At 72.4% G+C, this 20,415-nt stretch carries 20 protein-coding genes and 3 pseudogenes; 8 read left to right on the top strand and 15 right to left on the bottom strand.

Annotated features, from left to right (window positions below; genetic code table 11):
- From ACFULQ_RS25005 to hypE, 5 genes are read left to right on the top strand one after another with little or no spacing between them, the layout of a single operon-like run.
- Complete coding sequence (locus ACFULQ_RS25005) at nt 1-759, top strand: oxidoreductase (RefSeq protein WP_383547333.1); 759 nt, start codon at nt 1-3, stop codon at nt 757-759.
- A complete protein-coding gene (locus tag ACFULQ_RS25010) occupies nt 756-2,108 on the top strand; it encodes a Ni/Fe hydrogenase subunit alpha (protein WP_383547334.1) in 1,353 nt (450 codons plus the stop codon). The genes ACFULQ_RS25005 and ACFULQ_RS25010 overlap by 4 nt, the downstream gene beginning before the upstream one ends.
- Nucleotides 2,101-2,724, top strand: coding sequence for a CBS domain-containing protein (locus tag ACFULQ_RS25015; protein WP_383547336.1), 624 nt, complete (start codon nt 2,101-2,103; stop codon nt 2,722-2,724). Before ACFULQ_RS25010 ends, ACFULQ_RS25015 begins: the two co-directional genes overlap by 8 nt.
- The gene (gene hypD, locus ACFULQ_RS25020; protein WP_383547337.1) at nt 2,721-3,818 is read left to right on the top strand and encodes a hydrogenase formation protein HypD; all 1,098 of its coding nucleotides are present in this window, start codon (nt 2,721-2,723) and stop codon (nt 3,816-3,818) included. The genes ACFULQ_RS25015 and hypD overlap by 4 nt, the downstream gene beginning before the upstream one ends.
- Nucleotides 3,815-4,849, top strand: a complete 1,035-nt coding sequence (gene hypE / locus ACFULQ_RS25025; RefSeq protein WP_383547339.1) for a hydrogenase expression/formation protein HypE — start codon at nt 3,815-3,817, stop codon at nt 4,847-4,849. The genes hypD and hypE overlap by 4 nt, the downstream gene beginning before the upstream one ends.
- An 18-nt stretch (nt 4,850-4,867) precedes the next feature.
- On the opposite strand, the gene ACFULQ_RS25030 is transcribed toward hypE, so the two are convergent.
- From ACFULQ_RS25030 to ACFULQ_RS25055, 6 genes are all read right to left on the bottom strand, one after another.
- Entirely contained in the window at nt 4,868-5,857 is a 990-nt protein-coding gene (locus ACFULQ_RS25030; protein WP_383547341.1) for an Acg family FMN-binding oxidoreductase, read from the bottom strand.
- 267 nt (nt 5,858-6,124) lie between these two features.
- The gene (locus ACFULQ_RS25035; protein ID WP_383547342.1) at nt 6,125-6,631 is read right to left on the bottom strand and encodes a flavodoxin domain-containing protein; all 507 of its coding nucleotides are present in this window, start codon (nt 6,629-6,631) and stop codon (nt 6,125-6,127) included.
- Between the two features lie 22 nt (nt 6,632-6,653).
- Nucleotides 6,654-7,385: a CBS domain-containing protein gene (locus ACFULQ_RS25040; RefSeq protein WP_383547344.1), complete on the bottom strand. Its 732-nt coding sequence runs from the start codon at nt 7,383-7,385 to the stop codon at nt 6,654-6,656.
- A gap of 13 nt (nt 7,386-7,398) precedes the next feature.
- A complete protein-coding gene (locus ACFULQ_RS25045; RefSeq protein WP_383547345.1) occupies nt 7,399-10,092 on the bottom strand; it encodes a GNAT family N-acetyltransferase in 2,694 nt (897 codons plus the stop codon).
- A gap of 155 nt (nt 10,093-10,247) precedes the next feature.
- Nucleotides 10,248-11,153, bottom strand: a complete 906-nt coding sequence (locus ACFULQ_RS25050) for a universal stress protein (RefSeq protein ID WP_383547347.1) — start codon at nt 11,151-11,153, stop codon at nt 10,248-10,250.
- 149 nt (nt 11,154-11,302) lie between these two features.
- Nucleotides 11,303-11,911, bottom strand: coding sequence for a hypothetical protein (locus tag ACFULQ_RS25055; protein ID WP_383547349.1), 609 nt, complete (start codon nt 11,909-11,911; stop codon nt 11,303-11,305).
- Between the two features lie 292 nt (nt 11,912-12,203).
- Between ACFULQ_RS25055 and ACFULQ_RS25060 the strand changes: the two are divergent.
- Nucleotides 12,204-12,671 (top strand): annotated as a pseudogene (locus ACFULQ_RS25060) (response regulator transcription factor); the annotation flags it as partial.
- 92 nt (nt 12,672-12,763) lie between these two features.
- On the opposite strand, the gene ACFULQ_RS25065 reads toward ACFULQ_RS25060, so the two are convergent.
- From ACFULQ_RS25065 to ACFULQ_RS25105, 9 genes and pseudogenes are all read right to left on the bottom strand, one after another.
- Entirely contained in the window at nt 12,764-12,949 is a 186-nt protein-coding gene (locus tag ACFULQ_RS25065; RefSeq protein ID WP_383547350.1) for a hypothetical protein, read from the bottom strand.
- A complete protein-coding gene (locus ACFULQ_RS25070; protein WP_383547352.1) occupies nt 12,946-13,194 on the bottom strand; it encodes a cation-transporting P-type ATPase in 249 nt (82 codons plus the stop codon). Before ACFULQ_RS25070 ends, ACFULQ_RS25065 begins: the two co-directional genes overlap by 4 nt.
- Nucleotides 13,195-13,264: 70 nt before the next feature.
- Nucleotides 13,265-14,041, bottom strand: coding sequence for a universal stress protein (locus ACFULQ_RS25075; RefSeq protein ID WP_383547353.1), 777 nt, complete (start codon nt 14,039-14,041; stop codon nt 13,265-13,267).
- A 434-nt stretch (nt 14,042-14,475) separates the two neighbouring features.
- Nucleotides 14,476-15,402, bottom strand: a complete 927-nt coding sequence (locus ACFULQ_RS25080; protein ID WP_383547355.1) for a carbamate kinase — start codon at nt 15,400-15,402, stop codon at nt 14,476-14,478.
- Nucleotides 15,403-15,405: 3 nt separating this feature from the next.
- Nucleotides 15,406-15,558 (bottom strand): annotated as a pseudogene (locus ACFULQ_RS25085) (ornithine carbamoyltransferase, subunit I); the annotation flags it as partial.
- 268 nt (nt 15,559-15,826) lie between these two features.
- Nucleotides 15,827-16,804 (bottom strand): Acg family FMN-binding oxidoreductase, encoded by a 978-nt coding sequence (locus ACFULQ_RS25090; protein ID WP_383547356.1) that lies wholly within the window; start codon nt 16,802-16,804, stop codon nt 15,827-15,829.
- A gap of 15 nt (nt 16,805-16,819) precedes the next feature.
- Nucleotides 16,820-17,095: an SHOCT domain-containing protein gene (locus ACFULQ_RS25095; protein ID WP_383547358.1), complete on the bottom strand. Its 276-nt coding sequence runs from the start codon at nt 17,093-17,095 to the stop codon at nt 16,820-16,822.
- A gap of 18 nt (nt 17,096-17,113) precedes the next feature.
- Nucleotides 17,114-18,010 (bottom strand): universal stress protein, encoded by an 897-nt coding sequence (locus ACFULQ_RS25100; RefSeq protein ID WP_383547360.1) that lies wholly within the window; start codon nt 18,008-18,010, stop codon nt 17,114-17,116.
- Between the two features lie 266 nt (nt 18,011-18,276).
- Nucleotides 18,277-19,152 (bottom strand): universal stress protein, encoded by an 876-nt coding sequence (locus ACFULQ_RS25105; protein WP_383547362.1) that lies wholly within the window; start codon nt 19,150-19,152, stop codon nt 18,277-18,279.
- Nucleotides 19,153-19,379: 227 nt separating this feature from the next.
- Between ACFULQ_RS25105 and ACFULQ_RS25110 the strand changes: the two are divergent.
- Both ACFULQ_RS25110 and ACFULQ_RS25115 read left to right on the top strand, forming a co-directional pair.
- Nucleotides 19,380-20,083, top strand: a pseudogene (locus ACFULQ_RS25110) (CBS domain-containing protein).
- Between the two features lie 141 nt (nt 20,084-20,224).
- Entirely contained in the window at nt 20,225-20,401 is a 177-nt protein-coding gene (locus ACFULQ_RS25115) for a hypothetical protein (RefSeq protein ID WP_383547363.1), read from the top strand.
- Nucleotides 20,402-20,415: the final 14 nt, after the last annotated feature.

Below are 20,415 nucleotides of genomic sequence, written 5' to 3' on the forward strand. Positions count from 1 at the left end.
ATGAGCGCCCCGACCCTCGCCGTGTTCAAACTGGCCTCCTGCGACGGCTGCCAGCTCACCCTGCTGGACTGCGAGGACGAACTCCTGTCGCTGGCGGGCGGGGTGCGCATCGCCCACTTCCTGGAGGCGTCCAGCGCGGTGGAGCCCGGACCCTACGACCTGACCCTCGTCGAGGGCTCGATCACCACGCCCCAGGACGCCGAGCGCATCCGTGCGATCCGGGCCGCCTCCCGTCACCTGGTGACGATCGGCGCCTGCGCGACGGCGGGCGGCATCCAGGCCCTGAGGAACTTCGCGGACGTGGAGGAGTTCCGGCGCGTGGTCTACGCACACCCCGAGTACCTCTCCACGCTCGCCACCTCCACCCCCGTCTCCGCACACGTGGACGTCGACTTCGAGCTGCGCGGCTGCCCGGTCGACCGGCGTCAGCTGCTCGAAGTGATCACGGCGTTCCTCGCCGGACGCAAGCCCGACGTGCCGAACCACAGCGTGTGCTTCGAGTGCAAGCAGCGCGGCACGGTGTGCGTCACCGTCGCGCACGGCACACCCTGCCTCGGACCGGTCACGCACGCCGGATGCGGAGCGCTGTGCCCCGCGTACGGACGCGGCTGCTTCGGCTGCTTCGGGCCGTCCGGGTCCGTCAACCTGCCCGCGCTCATCCCCCTGCTGCGCCGCGACGGTCTCGACGACGACGCCGTGGAGCGCTTCCTGCACACCTTCAACGCCGCCGCTTTCGACCAGGAGTTGAGGACGTCGTGACGCACCGCGGATCCCGTGTCCTGCATGTCGGCTCACTGTCCCGGGTCGAGGGCGAAGGCGCGCTGCGCCTGCGCGTCGAGGGCCGCACCGTCACCGAGGCGCACCTGGAGATCTACGAACCGCCGCGCTTCTTCGAGGCGTTCCTGCGCGGCCGCTCCTACACGGAGCCTCCGGACATCACCGCGCGGGTGTGCGGGATCTGCCCGGTGGCGTACCAGATGAGCGCCTGCGCGGCGATCGAGGACGCCTGCGGGGTGAGCGTCGACCCCGTGATCCGTGACCTGCGGCGGCTGTTGTACTGCGGGGAGTGGATCGAGAGCCAGGCCCTGCACATCTACCTGCTGCACGCCCCGGATTTCCTGGGCCGGGCGAGCGCGATCGAGCTGGCGCGCACGCACCGGGCCGAGGTCGAGCGGGGGCTGCGGCTGAAGAAGGCCGGCAACTCGTTGATGGAGGTGCTCGGGGGGCGGGCCATCCATCCCGTCAACGTGCGTCTCGGCGGCTTCCACCGAGCCCCGACGGGCGGCGAACTCCACTCCCTGTCCGAGGAGTTGAAGCGGGCACTCGACGATGCCTGGGCCACCGTGCGCTGGGTGTCCGGGTTCGAGTTCCCCGACGCGCACACCGACGCCGCCCTGCTCGCGCTCGCCCGCCCGGACACGTACGCGATAGAGACCGGTGTTCCCACCGTGCTGCGTGCCGACGGAACCTGGGGCTCCTTCCCGGTGCGGGACTTCACCGAGCGGGTCCGCGAGAGCCATGTCCCGCACTCCACCGCGCTGCACTCCCGGCTCGACGGGCACCTGCACCTGACCGGTTCCCTCGCCCGGTTCGCCGTCGGCGGCAGGCGGCTGTCGCCGGTCGCGATCCAGGCCGCGATCGAGGCCGGACTGGGTGACCCGCGCGAAGGCGCCGTGTGCCGCAACCCCTACCGGTCCATCCTGGTGCGGGCCGTGGAGATCGTGTACGCCGTCGGTGAGGCGCTGCGCATCGTCGAGGCGTACGAGCCTCCCAAGCACTCCTTCGTCGAAGTGCCGCCGCACGCAGGCGTCGGGCACGGCGCCACCGAGGCGCCCCGCGGGCTCCTCTACCACCGCTACGCACTGGCCGAGGACGGGACGGTGACCGACGCGCTGCTGATACCGCCCACCGCCCAGAACCAGGGCGCGATCGAGCACGACCTGCTCCGGCTCGCCCAGCGGGCCCTGGCCGAACACGACCCGAAAGACGAGGAGTTGACGGCTCTGTGCGAGCGGGCCATCCGCAACCACGACCCGTGCATCTCCTGCTCCACCCACTTCCTCGACCTGACGGTCGTCCGCACCACCCCGGGAGGCTCCCATGCCTGAATCCCCGTACACCGTGAGCGACGTGATGACCCACACCGTCATCGCCGTCGGGCGCGACGCGCCCTTCAAGGAGATCGTCGAACTCATCGACCAGTGGAAGGTCAGCGCCCTTCCCGTCCTGGAAGGCGAGGGCCGGGTGATCGGAGTGGTCTCCGAGGCCGACCTGCTGCCCAAGGAGGAGTTCCGCGACACCGACGAGGGGGATCTGGCGCAGCGGGCCAAGGCCGAGGGTGTCACCGCGGGTGAGCTGATGAGCACCCCGGCCGTGACCGTGCACGCGGACGCCTCGCTCGCCGAGGCCGCCCGGATCATGGCCCGGCGGCGCGTCAAGCGGCTGCCCGTCGTGGACGGCGTGGGCATCCTCCAGGGCGTGGTCAGCCGCGGTGATCTGCTCAAGGTCTTCCTGCGCGGGGACGAGGAGATCGCCGAGGAGATCCGGCACTCCGTACTGTCCCGGCTCCCGGTCACCACCGGCGCCCTGACCGTGACCGTGGCCGAGGGCGTGGTGACCCTCCACGGCTCCCTTCCCGAACGAACCCTGGTGCCAGTGGTGGCCCGCGCGGTCCGGGCGGTCGAGGGGGTCGTCGACATCCGGATGGACCTGACCCACCGATGAAGTACCTCGACGAGTACCGGGACCCCGTGCTCGCCCGGCGCCTGCTGGACGAGCTGCGGCAGGTCGCCGTGCACCCCTGGCGGATCATGGAGGTGTGCGGCGGGCAGACCCACACCCTGGTCCGCCAGGGCATCGACGAGCTGCTGCCCGCCGGTATGCGCATGATCCACGGCCCCGGCTGCCCGGTCTGCGTCACACCGCTGGAGACCCTGGACCGGGCCATGGCCGTCGCCGCCCGCCCCGGTGTGATCTTCACCAGCTTCGGCGACATGCTGCGCGTCCCCGGCACCGACACCGACCTGCTGTCCCTGCGGGCGCGGGGCGCGGACGTGCGGGTGGTGTACGCCCCGATGGACGCCGTACGCCTGGCCGCCGAGCACCCCGACCGCGAAGTGGTCTTCCTCGCGGTCGGGTTCGAGACGACGGCCCCGGCCAACGCCATGGCCGTGCTGCACGCCGCCCGCCTGGGCCTGGCCAACTTCTCGATGCTCGTCAGCCATGTCCTGGTGCCGCCCGCGATGACCGCGCTGCTCGACGACCCGGACTGCGAGGTGCAGGCGTTCCTGGCGGCCGGGCATGTGTGCGCGGTGATGGGCTGGCGCGAGTACGAGCCGATCGCCGACCGCTACCGGGTGCCGATCGTGGTCACCGGATTCGAGCCGCTGGACCTGCTGGAGGGCATCCTGATGGCCGTACGGCAGTTGGAGGCGGGCCGGCACGAGGTGGAGAACCAGTACGTACGGGCCGTGCGCCGGTCGGGCAACACCGCTGCCCAGGACGCGGTCCGCGAGGTCTTCCGGGTGACCGACCGGTCCTGGCGAGGGATCGGCGCACTGCCCGCGAGCGGCCTGGAACTCAACCACGACTACGCCCGGTTCGACGCATCCCGACGCTTCGACGTGGCCGGGCTGTGTCCGGTCGAGGACCCGGAGTGCGTGGCCGGCGCCATCCTCACCGGGGCGAAGCTGCCCACCGACTGCACCGCGTACGGCACCCGCTGCACGCCCCGTCATCCGCTCGGTGCACCGATGGTGTCGTCCGAGGGCACCTGCGCCGCGTTCTTCGCGGCCGGACGTACCAGGAGTGCGACATGAGCGTCGAATGCCCCACCCCGAACCACGAGGACGAGGTCGTGCTGCTGGGCCACGGAGCCGGTGGCCGGCTCACGGCGGAGCTGCTCGACGAGATCGTGCTGCCGGCCCTGGACGGTGAGCCGGGGCCCATGGAGGACGCGGCGCTGCTGCCCGGGTACCGGGAGCTGGTGATCAGCACCGACAGCTTCGTCGTCAGTCCGCTGTTCTTCCCCGGCGGCGACATCGGCTCGCTGGCCGTGCACGGCACGGTCAACGACCTCGCCATGCGGGGCGCCTGGCCCGTCGCCCTGTCGGTCTCCCTCATCATCGAGGAGGGCCTGCCGGTGGCCGAACTCCGTTCTGTGATGCGCTCGTTGGGCAAGGCCGCGCAGAGCGTCGGGGTACCGGTCGTCACCGGGGACACCAAGGTCGTGGGGCGGGGTGCGGCGGACCGGCTGTTCGTCAACACCACGGGGGTCGGGCAGCGGCACGGCTCCCTGCACCCGTCCGCCGCGCTGGCCCGGCCAGGGGACGCGGTCCTGCTGTCCGGTCCGATCGGACTGCACGGCACGACCGTGCTCAGCACCCGCGAAGGCCTCGGCTTCGAGGGGGACATCGCCTCCGACAGCCGGCCGCTGCACCGGCTGGTGCGCGCGCTGGCGCCGCTCGGTGCGGCGGTGCACGTGCTGCGCGACCCCACCAGGGGCGGCCTCGCCGCCGCCCTGAACGAGATCGCCCGCGACTCGGCCGTGGCCGTGGAGATCGAGGAGAGCGCCGTGCCCGTGCCCGGACCGGTCGCCGCCGCCTGCGACCTTCTGGGTCTGGACCCGCTGGTCGTCGCCAACGAGGGCTGTCTGGTCGCCTTCATGGAGCCGGCGGCCGCCGAGGAGGCGCTCACCGTGATGCGGTCGCTGCCGGAGGGCTCCGGGTCCGTACGCATCGGCGAGGTGCTGCCCGAGGGCCCGTCCGGACGGGTGACCCTGCGCACCCTCGTCGGTGCCCGGCGGATCGTGGACATGCCGTTGGGCGAGCAACTCCCCCGTATCTGCTGACGTGTCCGATGATCCCGGTCATCGTCGGAGCGGAACCGGGCCGTGGGTGAGCACCTGGCTGAGCGGGCGCCGCAGCGTCGAGCGGACATACGGAGGGCGGCCCAGACGCAACACCATCTGCGGATGGCGGCCCACCGTCACCCGTCGGTGCACCTTCTCGCGCAGATCGGGCCGTTCGAGGGGCTGGGTGTGGAAGGCCGCCATGACGCCGTGCCCGGCCGCGCACAGCAGGACGCGCTGAAGCGCCTGCCCCGCGATCAGCCAGTCGGCGCGTTGGTCGTAGGGCGTGCACAGGACGGCGACGATGCCCGTTCCGGCGCCGCGCCGGCGTTCCGGAACGGTGTACCGGCGGGACAGCCCGAGGTAGTCACGGCCGGCCAGGAGAGTGAGGTCGGGGTGGGCGCGGCACGCCGTGACCGGTACGCCGGTCGGCCCCACCCGGTGCGCCAGCTCGACGGCGCGCCACAGGTCCGCCCGGTCCGACCGCTCGGCGGTGTCCACCAGCCGGGCGAGCAGCGCCGCCTTCTCCGGGACGTCGAGCACCTGGAGGATCGCTCCCTCCGCCCGTGCCTGGTCGCGCAGGTCCGCGAGCAGTGCCTCCGTCACCGGCTCGGGCCCGAACGGCCCCCGGTGCGTGTGCCGCAAGGGCAGTGCCCGCGCCAGGGACTCCTCGTCGCCGGTGGGCGCGGCATGGGCCCCGAAACCGACCCGGGCCAGGAAATCCTGGTCCGCGAGCTCGGGCAGCACGTCCACGACCGGGCGGAAGCCCAGCTGATGTACGGCCGTCCGGACGTTGAAGAGGGCGGCCCCACAGGCGATGACCATCTCCCGCCCGCCCGGATCGGTCAGGGGCATCCGGCGCCCGGCGTCCGCGTGCACCTCGAAGGCCCTGTCATGGCCCTCCTCGACGAAGAACCAGGGCTGGCTGTTGTGCGGCGAGGGGGCGAAGGAGGCTGCGCGAGCGAGGTGAAGCGCCGCGCGACCGGGTTTCCCGCCCGTGACGGTCATCGTGGGTACCGCCCTTCGTGAGGCGTGCGCTCTCGGCCCCGGTGGCGTGGCCCGGCGGGAGCGGCCCTTCGGCAAACACCTGGCGTTGGGGCCATCGGCCAGGGACTTCGTGGCCCTGGGACCGTGCGCGGCAAGCGCTGTGCCGGAGGTGTCGCAGGAGAACCGCGCCGTCGGCCGGCGAGCATCGAGTGCGGCTCGCGGGGCGGGGAGGCCCCGGCGCCGGCCGCGTGCGCCGGGGATCGTCCATGCATCCGCGTCGTCGCACGGTCAACTCTGCCGGGCACCGGCCAGTTCCTGGGCGACCTGTGCCGCCCACTGCTCGATCGCGGTGAAGTCGCGGAAGTCGCCGCCCTTACCGCTGCGCAGGATCATGCCCGCGATCCGGCCCTTCGCGCCCTCCTCCAGGCAGCCGCCGAAAGTGACGTGCCCGCGGGCGTCGAGCCGGGTAATGGCCCGCCGTACCGCGGGAACGGGCGGGATGTCGCGCTCGGCGGCCGAGGCGTCGAGCGGGCCGCTGCTGAACAGCCACAGGGGGCGTTCGGCCAGGGCGTGGCGGTGCCGACGCAGGAAGCGGCGGGCGTCCTTGTGCCAGCGGCCGGCGTACAGGGCGCCTCCGACCACGACGGCGTCGCAGTCGCCGAGGTCCTCGACGGATGCGGCCGGACGCGCCCGGGCCGTGAGTCCCTCCTTGTTCAGCACCTCGGCCACGGCCTCGGCGATCTGCGCGGTGGATCCGTTCTTGGTGCCGTAGGCGACCAACACATCGGTGGTCATGGCGGGTCCGCCTCCTCTCGGGTCAGGTCCGGTGCAGCCAGTCGTCGGCCACACCGTGCAGCGCCTGCTCGTCGGGCTCGATCCGGGCGTCGTCGATCCGGTAGGTGAGCTTGTCGACGACGGCGACCACTCCGTCGACCCGGACCGTCATGGCGACCGCGATCTCGGTTTCGCTCTTGCGTTCCATCTGGCCGGCCAGGGTGACCACGCCGTCGGTGACCGAGACGTCCACGCTGCGCGGCGCCAGCCACAGTGCCCGCACGAGTACCTCGTCGATCACTTCCCTGCGGATCTCCGCGTCCGGCCGCAGGAACACCTGGAGCAGGTCGCGCCGGGTGACGATGCCGACCAGCCGGCCCTCCTCGTCCAGGACGGGCAGTCGCTCCACACGGTTCTTGGCCATGGTGCGGGCCGCCTCGACGATCGTGTTGTCGGCCCGGACCGTGACGGGCGGTTCGCTCATCAACTGGCCGGCGGTGCGCGCCCGGGCCTTCGCCGCCTGCCGGCGCGCGGCGGGTGTCAGGCCGGCCAGCTGGAAGCGCCTCTTGGGCTCGTACGGGTCGGGCAGCCGGGCTTGACGGGTCATCAGGTCGGTTTCGGAGATGACCCCGATGACCTTGTCGTCCTCGTCGAGAACCGGCAGTCCGCTGATGCGGTGTTCGCGGAGCAGACGGGCCACTTCCTTGAACGTGGTGCCGTACGTGGCGCGGACGACCTCCGTCGTCATGACGGAGCCCACTTTGCTGTGCTTCATGGCTGTCTCCTCCTCAACGGAGCCGGCGAAGGTAGGGGTCCTGCCGGCGACGCGGCAGCAGGCGGACGCGCGCGTCGAGGACGGTCACTCCGCCCGGCGCGGCGAGTACGGGGTTGAAGTCCGCCTCGGCGAGCTGGGCAAGGTCGCTCGCCATACGGGAGAGGCGGTGCAGCAGCTGTTCGAGGCCGGGGAGGTCCACGGGCCCGCCGCCGGCCGCACCGAAGAGAAGGGGAGCACAGCGCGGGGACGTGATCAGGTCGTGCACGTCGTGATCGGTGAGCGGAGCCAGACGTGCGGCGTGGTCGGCGAGGATCTCGGTGGCGGTGCCGCCGAGACCGAACAGGACGAGCGGTCCGAAGACCTGGTCCTGGACGACACCGGAGAACAGTTCGGTGCCGCGGTCCGCGAGCGGCTGGACCACCACCCCGGTGAGCAGTCCGGCGAACCGCGTCTCCAGGTCGCGGAAGGCGGCGCGGACCTGGCTGTCGCCGCGCAGGTCGAGGTGGACGGCGTGCTGCGCGCTCTTGTGGAGCAGACCGGGCCAGTGGCCCTTCATGACCACCCGGCCGTCGGCTCCGCGCATCCGGTCGGCGGCCAGGACGGCCTCGTCCTCCGTCGTGGCCCAGGCCCAGGGCAGCTGTGGAATGCCGTAGCAGTCCAAGAGCGCGGCACAGGTGTGCGGGTCGAGCCAGCCTCCGTCGGGGTGGGCCTCGAGGTAGGTCTCGACGCAGGCGTGGGCACGGGCGGTGTCGATGCCGTCGAGGTCGGGGACGGTACCGGCGGGGCGGGCGAGCCAGGCTGCACGGCGGGCGGCGTGGGCCAGCGCCCGCGCCGCGGCCTGGGGTTCGGCGTACGCGGGCACGGTGCCGCCGCCGGTGCGGGGCAACAGCTCCACGGGCAGGGCCTGTTCGAGGCGTACGACGACGACCGGCTTCGGTCGGTGCCCCGGCCTCGCGGTGACCGCCTTGACGAGGTCGTCCCCTGTGGCGGCCGCGACCGCGGTGGGAACGAGGGCCACCAGGACGGCGTCGACGCCCGGGTGCCGCATGATCCGGTCCACGCAGTCGCCCAGTTGTTCCTCCGTGACGGCGGCGGTGGCGTCCACCGGGTTGCCGATCGCGGCGCCGTCGGGCAGCACGGCGAGCAGGTCGTCGACGAGTTGCGGGGTGGGCGTCGGCAGGGTGAGTCCTGCTTCCGCGCAGGCGTCGGCGCTGAGCACACCCGCGCCGCCGGCGTTGGTGACGATCGCCACCCGCGATCCGGCGGGAAGGGGTTGGGAGTGCAACAGCGCGGCGGTCTCCAGGAGTTCGCCCACCGAACGGGCGGCGGTGACGCCGGCCTGGGTGAACAGGGCCTGGCGGGTCATCGTGCGGGTGGCTGCCGCTGCCGTGTGCGAGGCGGCGGCGCGACGCCCGGCGTCGGTGCGCCCGGCGTCCACGGTGAGCACCGGCATGTGCCGGGTCACCCGGCGAGCAGTGCGGGAGAAGGCGCGCGGGTTGCCGAACGACTCGAGGTGCAGCAGGGCGAGGTCGGTGTGTGCGTCGCTCTCCCACCACTGGAGCATGTCGTTGCCGCTGACGTCGTACTTGTCACCGAGCGAGACGAACGAGGACACGCCGATGCCCAGCCGGGACAGTCCGTCGAGCAGGGCGATGCCGACTCCGCCGGACTGCACGGCCACTCCGGCGGTGCCGGGGCGGGGGTGGTTCGCGGCGAAGGTCGCGTCGAGGCCGAGCTGCGGGTCGGTGTTCGTGATGCCCAGGCAGTTGGGTCCGACCATGCGCATTCCGTACGTGCGGCAGGCGGCCAGCAGGGCCTGCGCCTGCTCCGCGTCCAGCCCGGCGGTGACGACGAGCAGCGCGCGTACGCCTGCCTTGCCGCACTCCTCGGCGGTCGCGGGAACCGCCGCCGCGGGTACGGCGACCACCACGAGGTCGGGGGTCCGGGGCAGGGCGCTGACGCTCGAGTGCGAGGGTACGCCGAGGATGGAGGTCGCCGCGGGGTTCACCGCCCACAGCCGGCCGGTGTAGCCGCCGGCCTTCAGCTGGTGCAGGATGGCGCGGCCCACGGAGCCCGGCTTGCGGCCGGCGCCGACCACGGCGACCGCGGCCGGCCGCAGCAGGGGGCGCAGGCTCTCGACGTCGGCGGCCCGCCCGCGTTCCTCGACGGCCGTCAGATAGGTGTCGTCCTCGTCGAGCGCGATGGTGCAGCGCACTTCCGGTCCTTCGAAGCGGCGGGCCGTGCGCAGACCGAGGTCGGCGAACAGGCGCAGAACTTCCTGGTTCTCGCTCAGGGCGTCGGCGGTGAAGGAGGTGACGCCGTCCGTGCGGGCCGCGGACACCAGGTGCTCGACCAGGAGGGTGCCCACGCCCCGGTGGTGCAGTCCGTCGGCGACCGCGATGGAGATCTCGGCCTCGGTGCCGGATTCGCCGATGTCGTACTCGGCCAGACCGATCACCTGTCCCGACCGCTCGGCCAGCAGGGCGCGGTATCCGGCGCGCGGTGGGGCGCAGGCGCGGTCGGCGGCCATCTCGGCGGAGCGTCGGCTCGCCGCGAAGAACCTCAGGCGCAGGTTCTCCGCGGACATCTCCTCGTACAGGCCCTGCAGTTGGTCGTGGTCGTCCGCCTTCACGGGGCGGATGCGCACGGTGGTGCCGTCCGCGAGCAGGGCATGGGTCCGGGGTCCGCTGAGCGTGTCGTTCTTCATCGCGGTTCTCCTCCAGGTCTCTGTGCACTTCGAGCGTCCAGCGGAACGGGGCCGGGGCCCATGGGCTGACCGGCGGTGAGGTGAGGGCCGGTCGGCCCTCGGTGGCCGCGCGTCGCGGCCGGCCCGGGGCCGGGGCGAGGCCCTCCCTGATCGGGTCAGTGGTGCGGAAGCACGGCGACCGGGACGGTGGAGTGGTGCAGGACCGCGTGGGTGACGGGTCCGATGTGGGCGCCGAGGGACCTGCGGCGGACCCGGCGGCCCACGACGACCAAGGAGGCCTCACGGGACGCGTCGACCAGTTGGCGGCCGGGGCTGTCGGGACGGGACACCTCGACGACCTCCACCGACGGGTACTTCTGCCGCCAGGGACGCAAGACCTCGCTCAGCTCGGTGGCCTTCCGGCGGGCGACCTCGTCGTGGAACTGCGGGTCGAGGGAGAGGCCGTAGACGTAGTAGGGCGGCAGGTTCCAACCGGACACGACCCGTAGCGCGGTCTCGCGCCGGGCGGCTTCGTCGAAGGCGAACTCGATCACCCAATCGTCGGGGTCGTCGACGTCGAGGCCGAGCACGACGGGTCGGAACGGGGTACCGGCCGACGGGACGCCGACGGGGTCCGGCTCGTGCTCGTCGGCGGCCCGCTCCCCGGCGCGGACCAGGACGACCGGCTGCTCGGCATGGGCCACGACCGCCAGGCCGACGGATCCGAGCAGGAATCCGCTGATCCCGCTCAGCCGGCCCGAGCCGAGGACCAGCAGTTCGGCGTCCTTGGCAGCCTCCGTCAGGATGTCGGCCGGGCGGCCGGCCACGTCGTGCAGGTCGACTTCGAGGCCCGGGTGCCGCAGCCGGATGGCGTCCGCCGCGGTCCGCGGGATCGTCTCGCTCCAGTACTGCAGGGTCTCACCACCCAGAAGCGGGGCCTGCGCGGTCGGTTCGGGGACGGGCTCCGAGACGTGGAGCAGCTTCAGCGGCAGGTTGCGCGAGGCGGCTTCGCGGGCCGCCCACTCGGCGGCCGCGCGGCTCTCGGCGGAGCCGTCGAGACCTGCGACAACAGTGCGGACCATGATTCCGCCTCCTGATCTGGATGTCTGACTCCAGCGTGGTGCGGGCGGACCCGGTGAGGCAGGGGCCGCAGGTCCCCGAACGTGGCCGACCGGCCCCGGCGAGCGTGACGCGGCGGGCCCCGATCGGGGCCCGCCGTGCCGTTGCGGGGTCACTGGAGCCAGTGATTGCGGCTGACGAAGGGCAGGCGTGCCCACACCTTGCCCAGCCCCCAGACCGCGCCGGCGCCCGCGGCCGCCAGGGCGATGAGGACGACGGCGTAGATCACGTGGTAGTCCACGAACGGGTTCGTCGACATGCTCGGCGAGCCGTCCGACAGGTGCTTGGCCGGCGGCCACTCCGCGATCCACATGAGCGCCATCATGGCGGTGCCGGCGACAGCTGCGAGCCGCAGGCCGATCCCGGCGACGAGCGCCAGACCGACACCCAGCAGACCGAGCATGAACAGCCAGTCCGCCCAGGTGTCCCCCGCCCAGGCGTGGAACGTGGACTCCATCGGACCGGCGGCCACGCCGCTCAGAAAGCCCTTGGTCGGCGAGCCGCCGTCGATCCAGCCCTTGCCGGACTGGGTCGCGTAGCCGAAGCCGAAGGTCTTGTCCAGGAACGCCCACAGGAAGACGAACCCGGTCAGCAGCCGCAGTCCGGCGAACACGTACGCGCTGGTCGCCGTCGCGGTAGCGGCTGCGTCAGCCGTTCCCGTCCGCCGCAGCGACGGGAACCGGAACCCTGCGTGTCGGTGCGGATGATCGTGGACAGCCATGGTCGTGATCCTTCCGGGAGTCGTTGCCGTTCGCTGGTTCCTTGCACTGCCCAATCTGCTCGCCGCGCGGCAGCGGCGCCGCAGGCCGAAGGTCGGGACCCGGTGGGCTGAACGGCCCCTTCCACAGGACCTGTCGGGCCCGGCCGCAGGGGTGACACCGTGAAGGCCTGAACTTCGATCGTGGTTCTCTCCCAAAGGGACCGATCGACCCTGGTGTGTTCGGTCCCGGCAGGTGACCATCGTCCCCGTGGCCGTCCGCAGACGGCAGGTGACGGGGAGCGAGGGAGTCGGGATGAGCGAGGCACGCACCTCACCGCGCAGGACCCGATCCGGGTCTTCCTCCTCGACGACCACGAGGTCGTCCGCCGGGGTGTGAGGGACCTGCTGGACGCCGAGGACGACATCAGCGTGGCCGGCGACGCCGCCGACGCCGACCACGCACGCGCACTAGCCCCCGCCGTACGCCCCCACGTCGCCACCCTCGACGTCCGCCTGCCCGACAGCGACGGCATCACCGTCTGCCGCGAACTCCGCAGCCGCGTGCCGGAACTGGCGGTACTGATGCTCACCTCGTTCGACCACGAGGACGCCCTATTGGATCCTCGCCCTCATCGGCCACGGCCTCACCCACCGCGAGATCGGCACACAGCTCTACATCTCCGAGGAAACCGTCAAGAACCACATCTCCCGCCTCCTGGCCAAACTCGGAGTACAGCGCCGCGTCCAGGCCGCCGTCCTCGCCACCCACCTCGAACGCCCCCACCCACGACGGGCTGACTCACCGGGCCCGTCATCGGCGGACGAGCCGTTTCGGCTCGCGCAGGACCAGCTCGACCAGAAGCACCGTGGCCGTCAGGCCCAGGCACAGGGCCCACTGGAGCGGGTCGAGCCCTTGGTGCCGAACACCGTGCGGCCCCATGGCAGATGGACGGCGGCGATCTGCACGAAGAGGACGATCAGCCGACCGTCGGCCGCGACCCGGTCGCCTGCCATCAGCAGGACCACGGGCCCGGGCACCAGGGTGTCCGCCTCCGTCATCTGCTCCACACCGTCACGGCGAATCCGGGCGCTCGGCACCAGCCTCCGACGCAGCGCTTCCAAGCTGCGCCCGGCACGCCGCTCCAGTTGCGGAACTGGTCCAGGAACTTCAGCCATTCCGGACGCCGGGCAGGTTCGGTGAGCTGGTTCGGGCCATGGACGGCGACGCGTTCGGCGGCCTCTCTCGAACCCAGGCCGGCGCCCGGGTCGACACCAAGGCCTGCTTCCACCTGCGCCGGGGTCAACCGGTGAGCGTCCCGGGTGTCCGCCCCTGACGAGTCCGCTCGGCCTCCGCGGCGGTCAGGCCGTCGACGGTCAAGCCTTGCGGTGCGGGATGAACGCGATGGGGCAGTGTGCGTGATCGACGAGGATCCGGGCCGCGGAGACCCGCAGGGTGTCAGCGACCCCGTGCCGGGCCCCGATCACCACGAGTTGTGCGGTGGCGCTCGCCTCGACGAGGGCGTGCCCGGTCCAAACCCCCGACCGACGCTCGTGGACGACGATGTCGGGATACTTCTTCCGCAGCGCGGACAGGGCACGTGCGGTCCTGGTGCGCGGGTGCACGACGACCAGGTCGGTGCGGCGTCGGGTGGCCTCCGAGAAGGCGAACTCGGCAGCCTCGCGCGACGTGTCGTCCCCCAGCACCACGGGGCCGTCCGGTCCGGGCCTGCCCCGTATCACGAGCAGCGGGCCACGACTGCGGGCTGCCAACTGTCCAGCCACGGAGGCCCGAAGCCGGCCTCCCGCACCGGCCGCCGGGCCCCCGCCCACCACAGTGAGCGATGCCGTGCGCGACTCGGATTCCAGTACGGCCGACGGCTCGCCGATCAGGACGTCCTGCGTGACGGTCACCCCGGGGGCGATACGCCGGGCCACCCGTTGAGCCTCGTGCAGGGGGCCCGTGAGCCTCGCGCGCGCCGCGGCCCCGTCCCGGTCCCAGGGCGACGCTCCTGGCGGGATGTACGCCGACGACCAGGTGAAGGCGTGGGCCAGCCTGAGCCCCGTGCCCAACCGCTCAGCCTCCCTCGCCGCGGCTTCCACGGCGGCCAGGCTCGACGAACCGTCGACTCCCACAACGACAGGACCACTCATGACAGCCCTCCCCTTCCCCATGTCCGGCTGTCTCCGTCCCCACGGGACGGAGACAGCACCGAGCGGCCAGGGTCGGGGCCGGGCGTTGACCGCCGGCCCTACGGCCCCGTCCGAGGTCCACGGCTCCAGCCTCCGCTTGACTGCGCGGCGCCGCAGTGGGCCGTATGGGCCCGAGGAGCGCACCGTCCGGCCCTCACCCACGGCCGGGGGACAGCGAGCCTTGAGGTGGAGGCGGATGCGCGACGCCCTTGCGTCGCACCGAGCACCGGAGGTGCGGAGTGGTGGGCGTCCCGTGCGGCCGTGGGCCGGTGGCTGCCCGCCCTGCTGCTGCCGCAAACAGCGCTGCGGAGGTGAGGTACTCGAGCGCATGGAAGCCGAACTGCCGCACCGTTACGACGAGCTGATGGTGACCGATGTGACCGCACCCGGTCCGCTCATCCGGCGACCGGGAGGTCCGGGCGGACCAACGTGCCCGCGCGGCCGTGGAGCATCTCGTAGGCGGCGTCCAGGGCTCCGATCACGGCCAGGCCACCCGTGCGTTCGACGAACCGGGCGGCGGCCTCGGTCTTGGGCCTCATGGAACCGGCCGCGAAGTGTCCGTGGCGCAGGGTCGTGGGGGTGGCGTCGTGGAGCGGTTGCTGACGCGGGGTGCCGTAGTGGGCGTAGACGTTGGGTACGTCGGTGAGGACGAGGAGGAAATCGGCCTTGAGGTCCTCGGCGAGCAGGGCGGCCGTGAGGTCCTTGTCGACGACGGCTTCCGTACCGGTGAGAGAGCCGGTGTCGGCGTCCGCGATCACGGGGATGCCGCCGCCGCCGGCGCAGATCACGAGCGTCCCGCCGGTCAGGAGTTCGTGGATCGTGTCCGTCTCCACGACCCGCTCGGGCAACGGTGAAGCGACCACGCGCCTCCAGCCGGCGGTGTCCTCGGCGATCCGCCAGCCGTACTTGCGGGCAAGGCGGTCGGCCGCCTCCTGCGGCCACACCTGACCGACGAACTTCGTCGGCCGCATAAATGCCGGGTCGTCCGCCCGGACCACGGTGTGGGTGACCAGCGCCGCGATGCGGTGTCCGGGCAGGGTGTCGTACAAGGCGCGCAGCAGAAGGGAACCGATCATGCCCTGGGTCTGCGCGCCCAGGAGGTCGAGCGGGTAGGGGGCCTTGAGGGCCGGGTCGGTGGCGCTCTCCACGGCGAGCAGGCCGATCTGGGGGCCGTTGCCGTGGGTGAGGACGACCTCGTGGTCGATGGCGAGGGCGGCGATCGCCGTCGCCACCCGGTCGATGTTGGCGATCTGAACCTCCGCGTCCGGGTGTTCGCCACGGCGGAGCAGTGCGTTGCCGCCGAGAGCGACGACGATGCGCATGGTTCAGTCCTCCAGGGTGGCGACGAGAACGGCCTTGACGGTGTGCAGCCGGTTCTCCGCCTGATCGATGACGATCGAGGCGCGGGACGAGAAGACGGCGTCGGTGACCTTCAGCGCGTCCAGGCAGTGCATGAATCTGACGTCAGGGTTGCCGGTGAGCGCCGGCGGCGCGGCGACGGCGCCGGTGCAGACGACCAGCGCGGACGCGGCCGACGGGCCGAGTTGAGCCCTGGGAGCGGCCGTTGCCCCGCCCCTCGCCGACCCGGACATGGCTGTGCTCCTTGTGTTCGAAGTACTCGAAGCTGCGGTTTCTTCCCTCCTGCAGCGATCCTTCTCCGCCATGTCCACCCTGGTGAGCGGCCACAGGTCCCCGGCCCGGGCCATTGGTCCTGGTCCGGGACGGCCGGTCGGCCCACTCCACGGCTCAGAGCAGGTCAAGCACCTCGGTCACGGGTCGGCGGGGCGACTTGGTGCCGGGGGTGCCGTAGCCGAGGCGCAGAACCATGTGCACGAACCCCATGGCGGACGCGGGATCCCGGGCCAGCTCGCGCAGGTCGCGCTCTTCCAGGGCATGCGAACTGAGGCCTGTGGCCAGTCCGTACCGTGTGGCCAGCAGCAGGACACGCTCAAGCGCCTGCCCTGCCCGCAGCCAGTCGGCGGGGTGGTCGTGTCCGGTGCCCAGGAGTGCGAGGTTGGGGGTGGTCTCGAAGGCGGCCGCGGGTCGGCCGGTCACATGCCGACGGCCGGCGAAGTCCCGGACCGGGGCCCGCCCGGAGCGCATACGCGGTCCGAAGGCCTGTTCCGGGATCCCGTCGCCGGCCAGCAAGCCCCGGTGCGTCCACCGCTGTATGTCGTCGAGGCGCTCGGGCTCCAGAGTGTCGCGACCTTCGGCGTCACGTACGTGGTCGAGCAGGGCCTCCAGGTGCCAAGCACGAGGGAAGAGGAGCTGCGCGCCCTCCTGCGCGGCGGCGTCCCGCAGCGTCTTCTCGACGTTCGCGGGTATCGGCCGGTCCGCGAAGGGGTGACGACTGGTGTGGCGCCGCTCGATCGCCGGGAACAGCGCGGACGCCTCGCGGTCGAGCGGGCCGGTCTCGCCGATCCGGACCGCGGCCAGCAGGTACGGGTCGGACGGATCGGGAAGCAGCCGGGAGTGGGTGTCCAGGCCCCGGTGCGCCGCGGCGACTCGGAGGTTGAACAGGGCCGCTCCGCAGCCGAGGTGCAGGGCACGGTGGTCGGGGTCGGTGCGGGGCATCGCGCGGCCGAGGTCGGCACGCAGTTCGAGGATGCGTCCGGTGGAGTGCCAACGGAAGTGCCACGGCTGGGCGTTGTGCAGCGAGGGAGCGGCCGTCGCGGCCGTGACCAGCGCCGTGACGGCCCTCTCGTCGAGTGGAGGCGTCTGCATGCGGCACACCTCCCCTCAGGGTTTGGTGAGACCGACGTCGTCGGAGCGCAGTACGGACAGGCGGCGCCAGTACTCGTCCTCGTCGATCTCGCCCCGGGCGAAGCGCTCGGCGAGCAGTTGCTCGGGGGACGGTGGGACGTGGGTGCGCGGCTGTTGCGGAGTATGGGTCAGGGATCGGTACAGCAGCACGGCGACGGTGATGAGCAGGGCCCAGAAGAGGACCGTGCCGACCGACATGGCGAACCAGTCCCAGCCGGTCATGTCGTGGTGGTTCCAGTACACGGCGGTCACTCCCTCTCTGTCGTGTCCTCAGGGGTGCGGGACCACGGCGACGGGACAGTCGACGTGGTGGACGACGGCGTGGGTGACGGGACCGGTTCGGGGTCCCACAGGCCGGTCGGCGAGCCGGTGACCGACGACGAGGAGGGAGGCGCCGGACGCGGCGCGCAGCAGTACCGACTGTGCCCGGCCGGTGGCAACGGTCGCCAGGACCTCGACCTCGGGGTACTTCTCCCGCCACGGCCTCAGCAGGTCGCCGAGGAGTTCGCGCGGGGTGTCAGCGGTGGTCTCGTGCGGTTGCGGACCGAGCCGTCCGCCGGGCTGCCGGGCGTACACCGCACGCAGTCGGGCGCCGCGCAGCCGGGCGCCGCGCAGCCGGGCCTCCTCGAAGGCGAACGCGATCGTCTCGTCACTCGGGTCGGCGACATCGACACCCACGACCACGTCGCGATGTCCGGTGCGAAGGGAAGCGCTGCCGTCCGCCGCGGGCAGGTGCTCGTCCGTGGCCTCTTCTCCGGCCCGGACCAGCACCACGGGGCATTCGGCCTTCGCGATCACGCCCCACGCCACGGATCCCACGAGGAAGCCCGTGAAACCGCTCAGGCCGCGCGAGCCCATTACCACCAGGTCCGCCTGTGCGGCCGCCTGCAGCAGCACCTCGGTGGCGGGGCCGGGTACCTGTTCGTCGTCGAGGCGTGTGCCGGGGTTCGCCGCGCGGACGCGGTCCTCCGCCTGTCGCAGTACGCGGCGCGCGAGGTGGCGTTGCACCGCGCCCGCGGACGCCTCTGTGCCGGGACGCGGGCCCCGCTCCCAGGCGTGCACCAGCCGCAGGCGCCGGCCGCGGCGCTCCGCCTCACGCATGGCCCATTCGGCCGCGGCGAGGCTTTCGGCGGACCCGTCCACCACTGCGATCACCGGCGCGAGCATGACGTACACCTCACCGCTACTCGGACTGCCTCTCATGGCCAGCTTCGCGTCCGGCGCGGTCGGACGGTATGGGCCGCCCGGGGCTGTCCGAGGGCCTTCCGGCCCCAGGGAAGCGTGCGCCCAGTAGGGGCGGCGTCGTCCGGGTGGCTCGGCACGGGGCCGCCAGGGGCGGGTGGCGTGCGTGTGCCCTTCGTCGGCGCCAAGCACCGCTCGGGGCCCGCAACAACGGATTGGGGCGTCGGGTCGGTCTCGGGGGCGACGCCGGGTCACACCTGCTGGGGCACGATCGCCACCGGGCAGTGCGCGTGGTGCAGGAGTGTGTGGCCCACGCGGCCCAGTTGCAGGCCGAAGTGACCGGTGCGGCGGCGGGCTCCCACGATCACCAGGTCCGCGGCGGCGGAGCGGTTGAGCAACACCTTGCGGGCCGGCCCCTCCACCGTGTGACGGCGCACCTGGACTCCGGGATGGTCGGCCACCGCGTCGTGCAGCAGGCCGTCGAGCCGCGCCGACGCCCGCTCCTCGTGGAGATGCGCCACGTCCTCGGCCGGCCGGGGCTCGTCGGCGCTCTCGTAGGCGGGGCAGCGCCATGCGCGTACGACGTCGAGGACGCCGCCGCGGGCCTCGGCCTCACGGAAGGCGAACCGCACGGCTTCAGCGCCGGACTCGGGCTCGCCCGCGCCGAGCAGGATCCGTTCGTGCGCTCCCTCCACACCGGCCATGTCGCCCCTGACCACGATCACCGGGCAGTGCGCCCGGGCCGCCACGGCCAGCCCGACAGAGCCGAGCAGCAGGCCCTTCAGTTCGCCGCGTCCACGCGAACCCGTCACCAGCGCGCAGGCGTCGTGGCCCGCACGCAACAGCGCGTCCAGCGCTTCCGCGGGAACCACGTCCGCGGACACCTTGACCTCGGGATTGCGTCGCTGGACCCGCTCCAGGCCAGTCCCCACGATGTTCTCCGCCATCACCTGCTCGGACGGGCGGTCCAGATCCGCGGACGGCACGACGTCCTCGTAACGCTCCCACAGGGAGGCGTACACCAGCCGCAACGGCAGGCCCTGCCGGGCCGCTTCGTCCACCGTCCAGTCGAGCGCGACCAGGCTGGAGTCCGATCCGTCGACACCCACGACCAGGGGCAGCTCCATCGTCCCCACCACCTTTCGTCGGACCGCACGGATGTGCGGCGCAAGCCTCCACCCTCACCGTCCCGCCGGTGACCGGTCTCTGCCAGGGGCCGTTCGGCCCCCGAGTGGGACGCGCTGAGCGAGACCGCTCACCAGGCAACTCGGCCCGCTGACCTGCCCGCTCAGCCCCTGGGCCGGATCGGGCTCCGGCCGGACGCTGCAAACGAGGCAGTGAAGGAGGACACACCATGAAAGTCACGAAGACCGGCTCTGTGATGGTCGGCGACGTCGTCACCGTCGACCGCGCCACCCCGTTCAAGCAAGTCGCCCGTGTGCTGGGCGAGCACCGCATCAGCGGGGTGCCGGTCGTCGACGAGGACGACAGGGTCCTCGGGGTGATCTCGGAGACGGACCTGATGCCCCGGCAGGCCCTGGGCACGCAGGCCCACTCGTGGCTCGGCCGGCTGCGGCGCGGTGTCCGCAGGTCCCTTGCCAAGAGCCGTGCCCGGACCGCTGGTGGACTCGTGTCGGCGCCCGCCGTGACCGTGCGGGTCGACGACACCGTTCCCGAGGCCGCCCGGCTCATGGCCCGTCGCCGCGTCGAACGGCTGCCCGTGGTGGACGGGAGGACCGGCTCGTCGGCATCGTGACCCGCCGCGATCTCCTGGAGGTCTTCCTGCGCGGCGACGAGGAGATCCGCCGGACCGTGGAGCAGGAGGTGCTCCTCAACACCCTGTGGCTGGCTCCGCAGAACATCGACGTCTCCGTCCGCAACGGTGTCGTGACCCTCGCCGGGGAGCTGGACCGCCGCAGCGAGAAATCCATCGCACTGCGCACGACAGGGCGGGTGGGCGGAGTCGTCGGCGTGGTCGACCGGCTCGACGACACCCGGCTCCAGCCGGCCGATCAGGCCCTGTACGGCGTGGCCGGCGACTGGCTGCGCAAGTTGTGACCTCTTGTCGGACACACTGGGCCTGATCGCGTTCATGGCGACGCCGGGCATGGTTCGGCGGCCCGGTGAGCGCGAGGTGGTAGCGGCACGGACATCGCACTCACTCTCCCGAGTTCGTGATGGCGATCGGCAGAGTTCGTGATGGCGATCGACCTGCCCGCCCGCATCGGCTCCCTCCGCATCATGCTCACGCCTCCGCCCGCGCTGCCCGCACAGCGCCACGCGGCCGTGCTGTCCGTCGGCGCCCGGTGCACCGTGCGCCACGCGCTGCGGCAGCCGCCGGCGGTCGTGCTCGCACTGGCGCCTGAGGGATGGTGAGGGCGGGTGCCGCC

Origin of the sequence: Streptomyces sp. NPDC057253 (assembly GCF_042669125.1) — a bacterium.
In the GTDB taxonomy this organism is placed as follows: Bacteria; Actinomycetota; Actinomycetes; order Streptomycetales; family Streptomycetaceae; genus Streptomyces.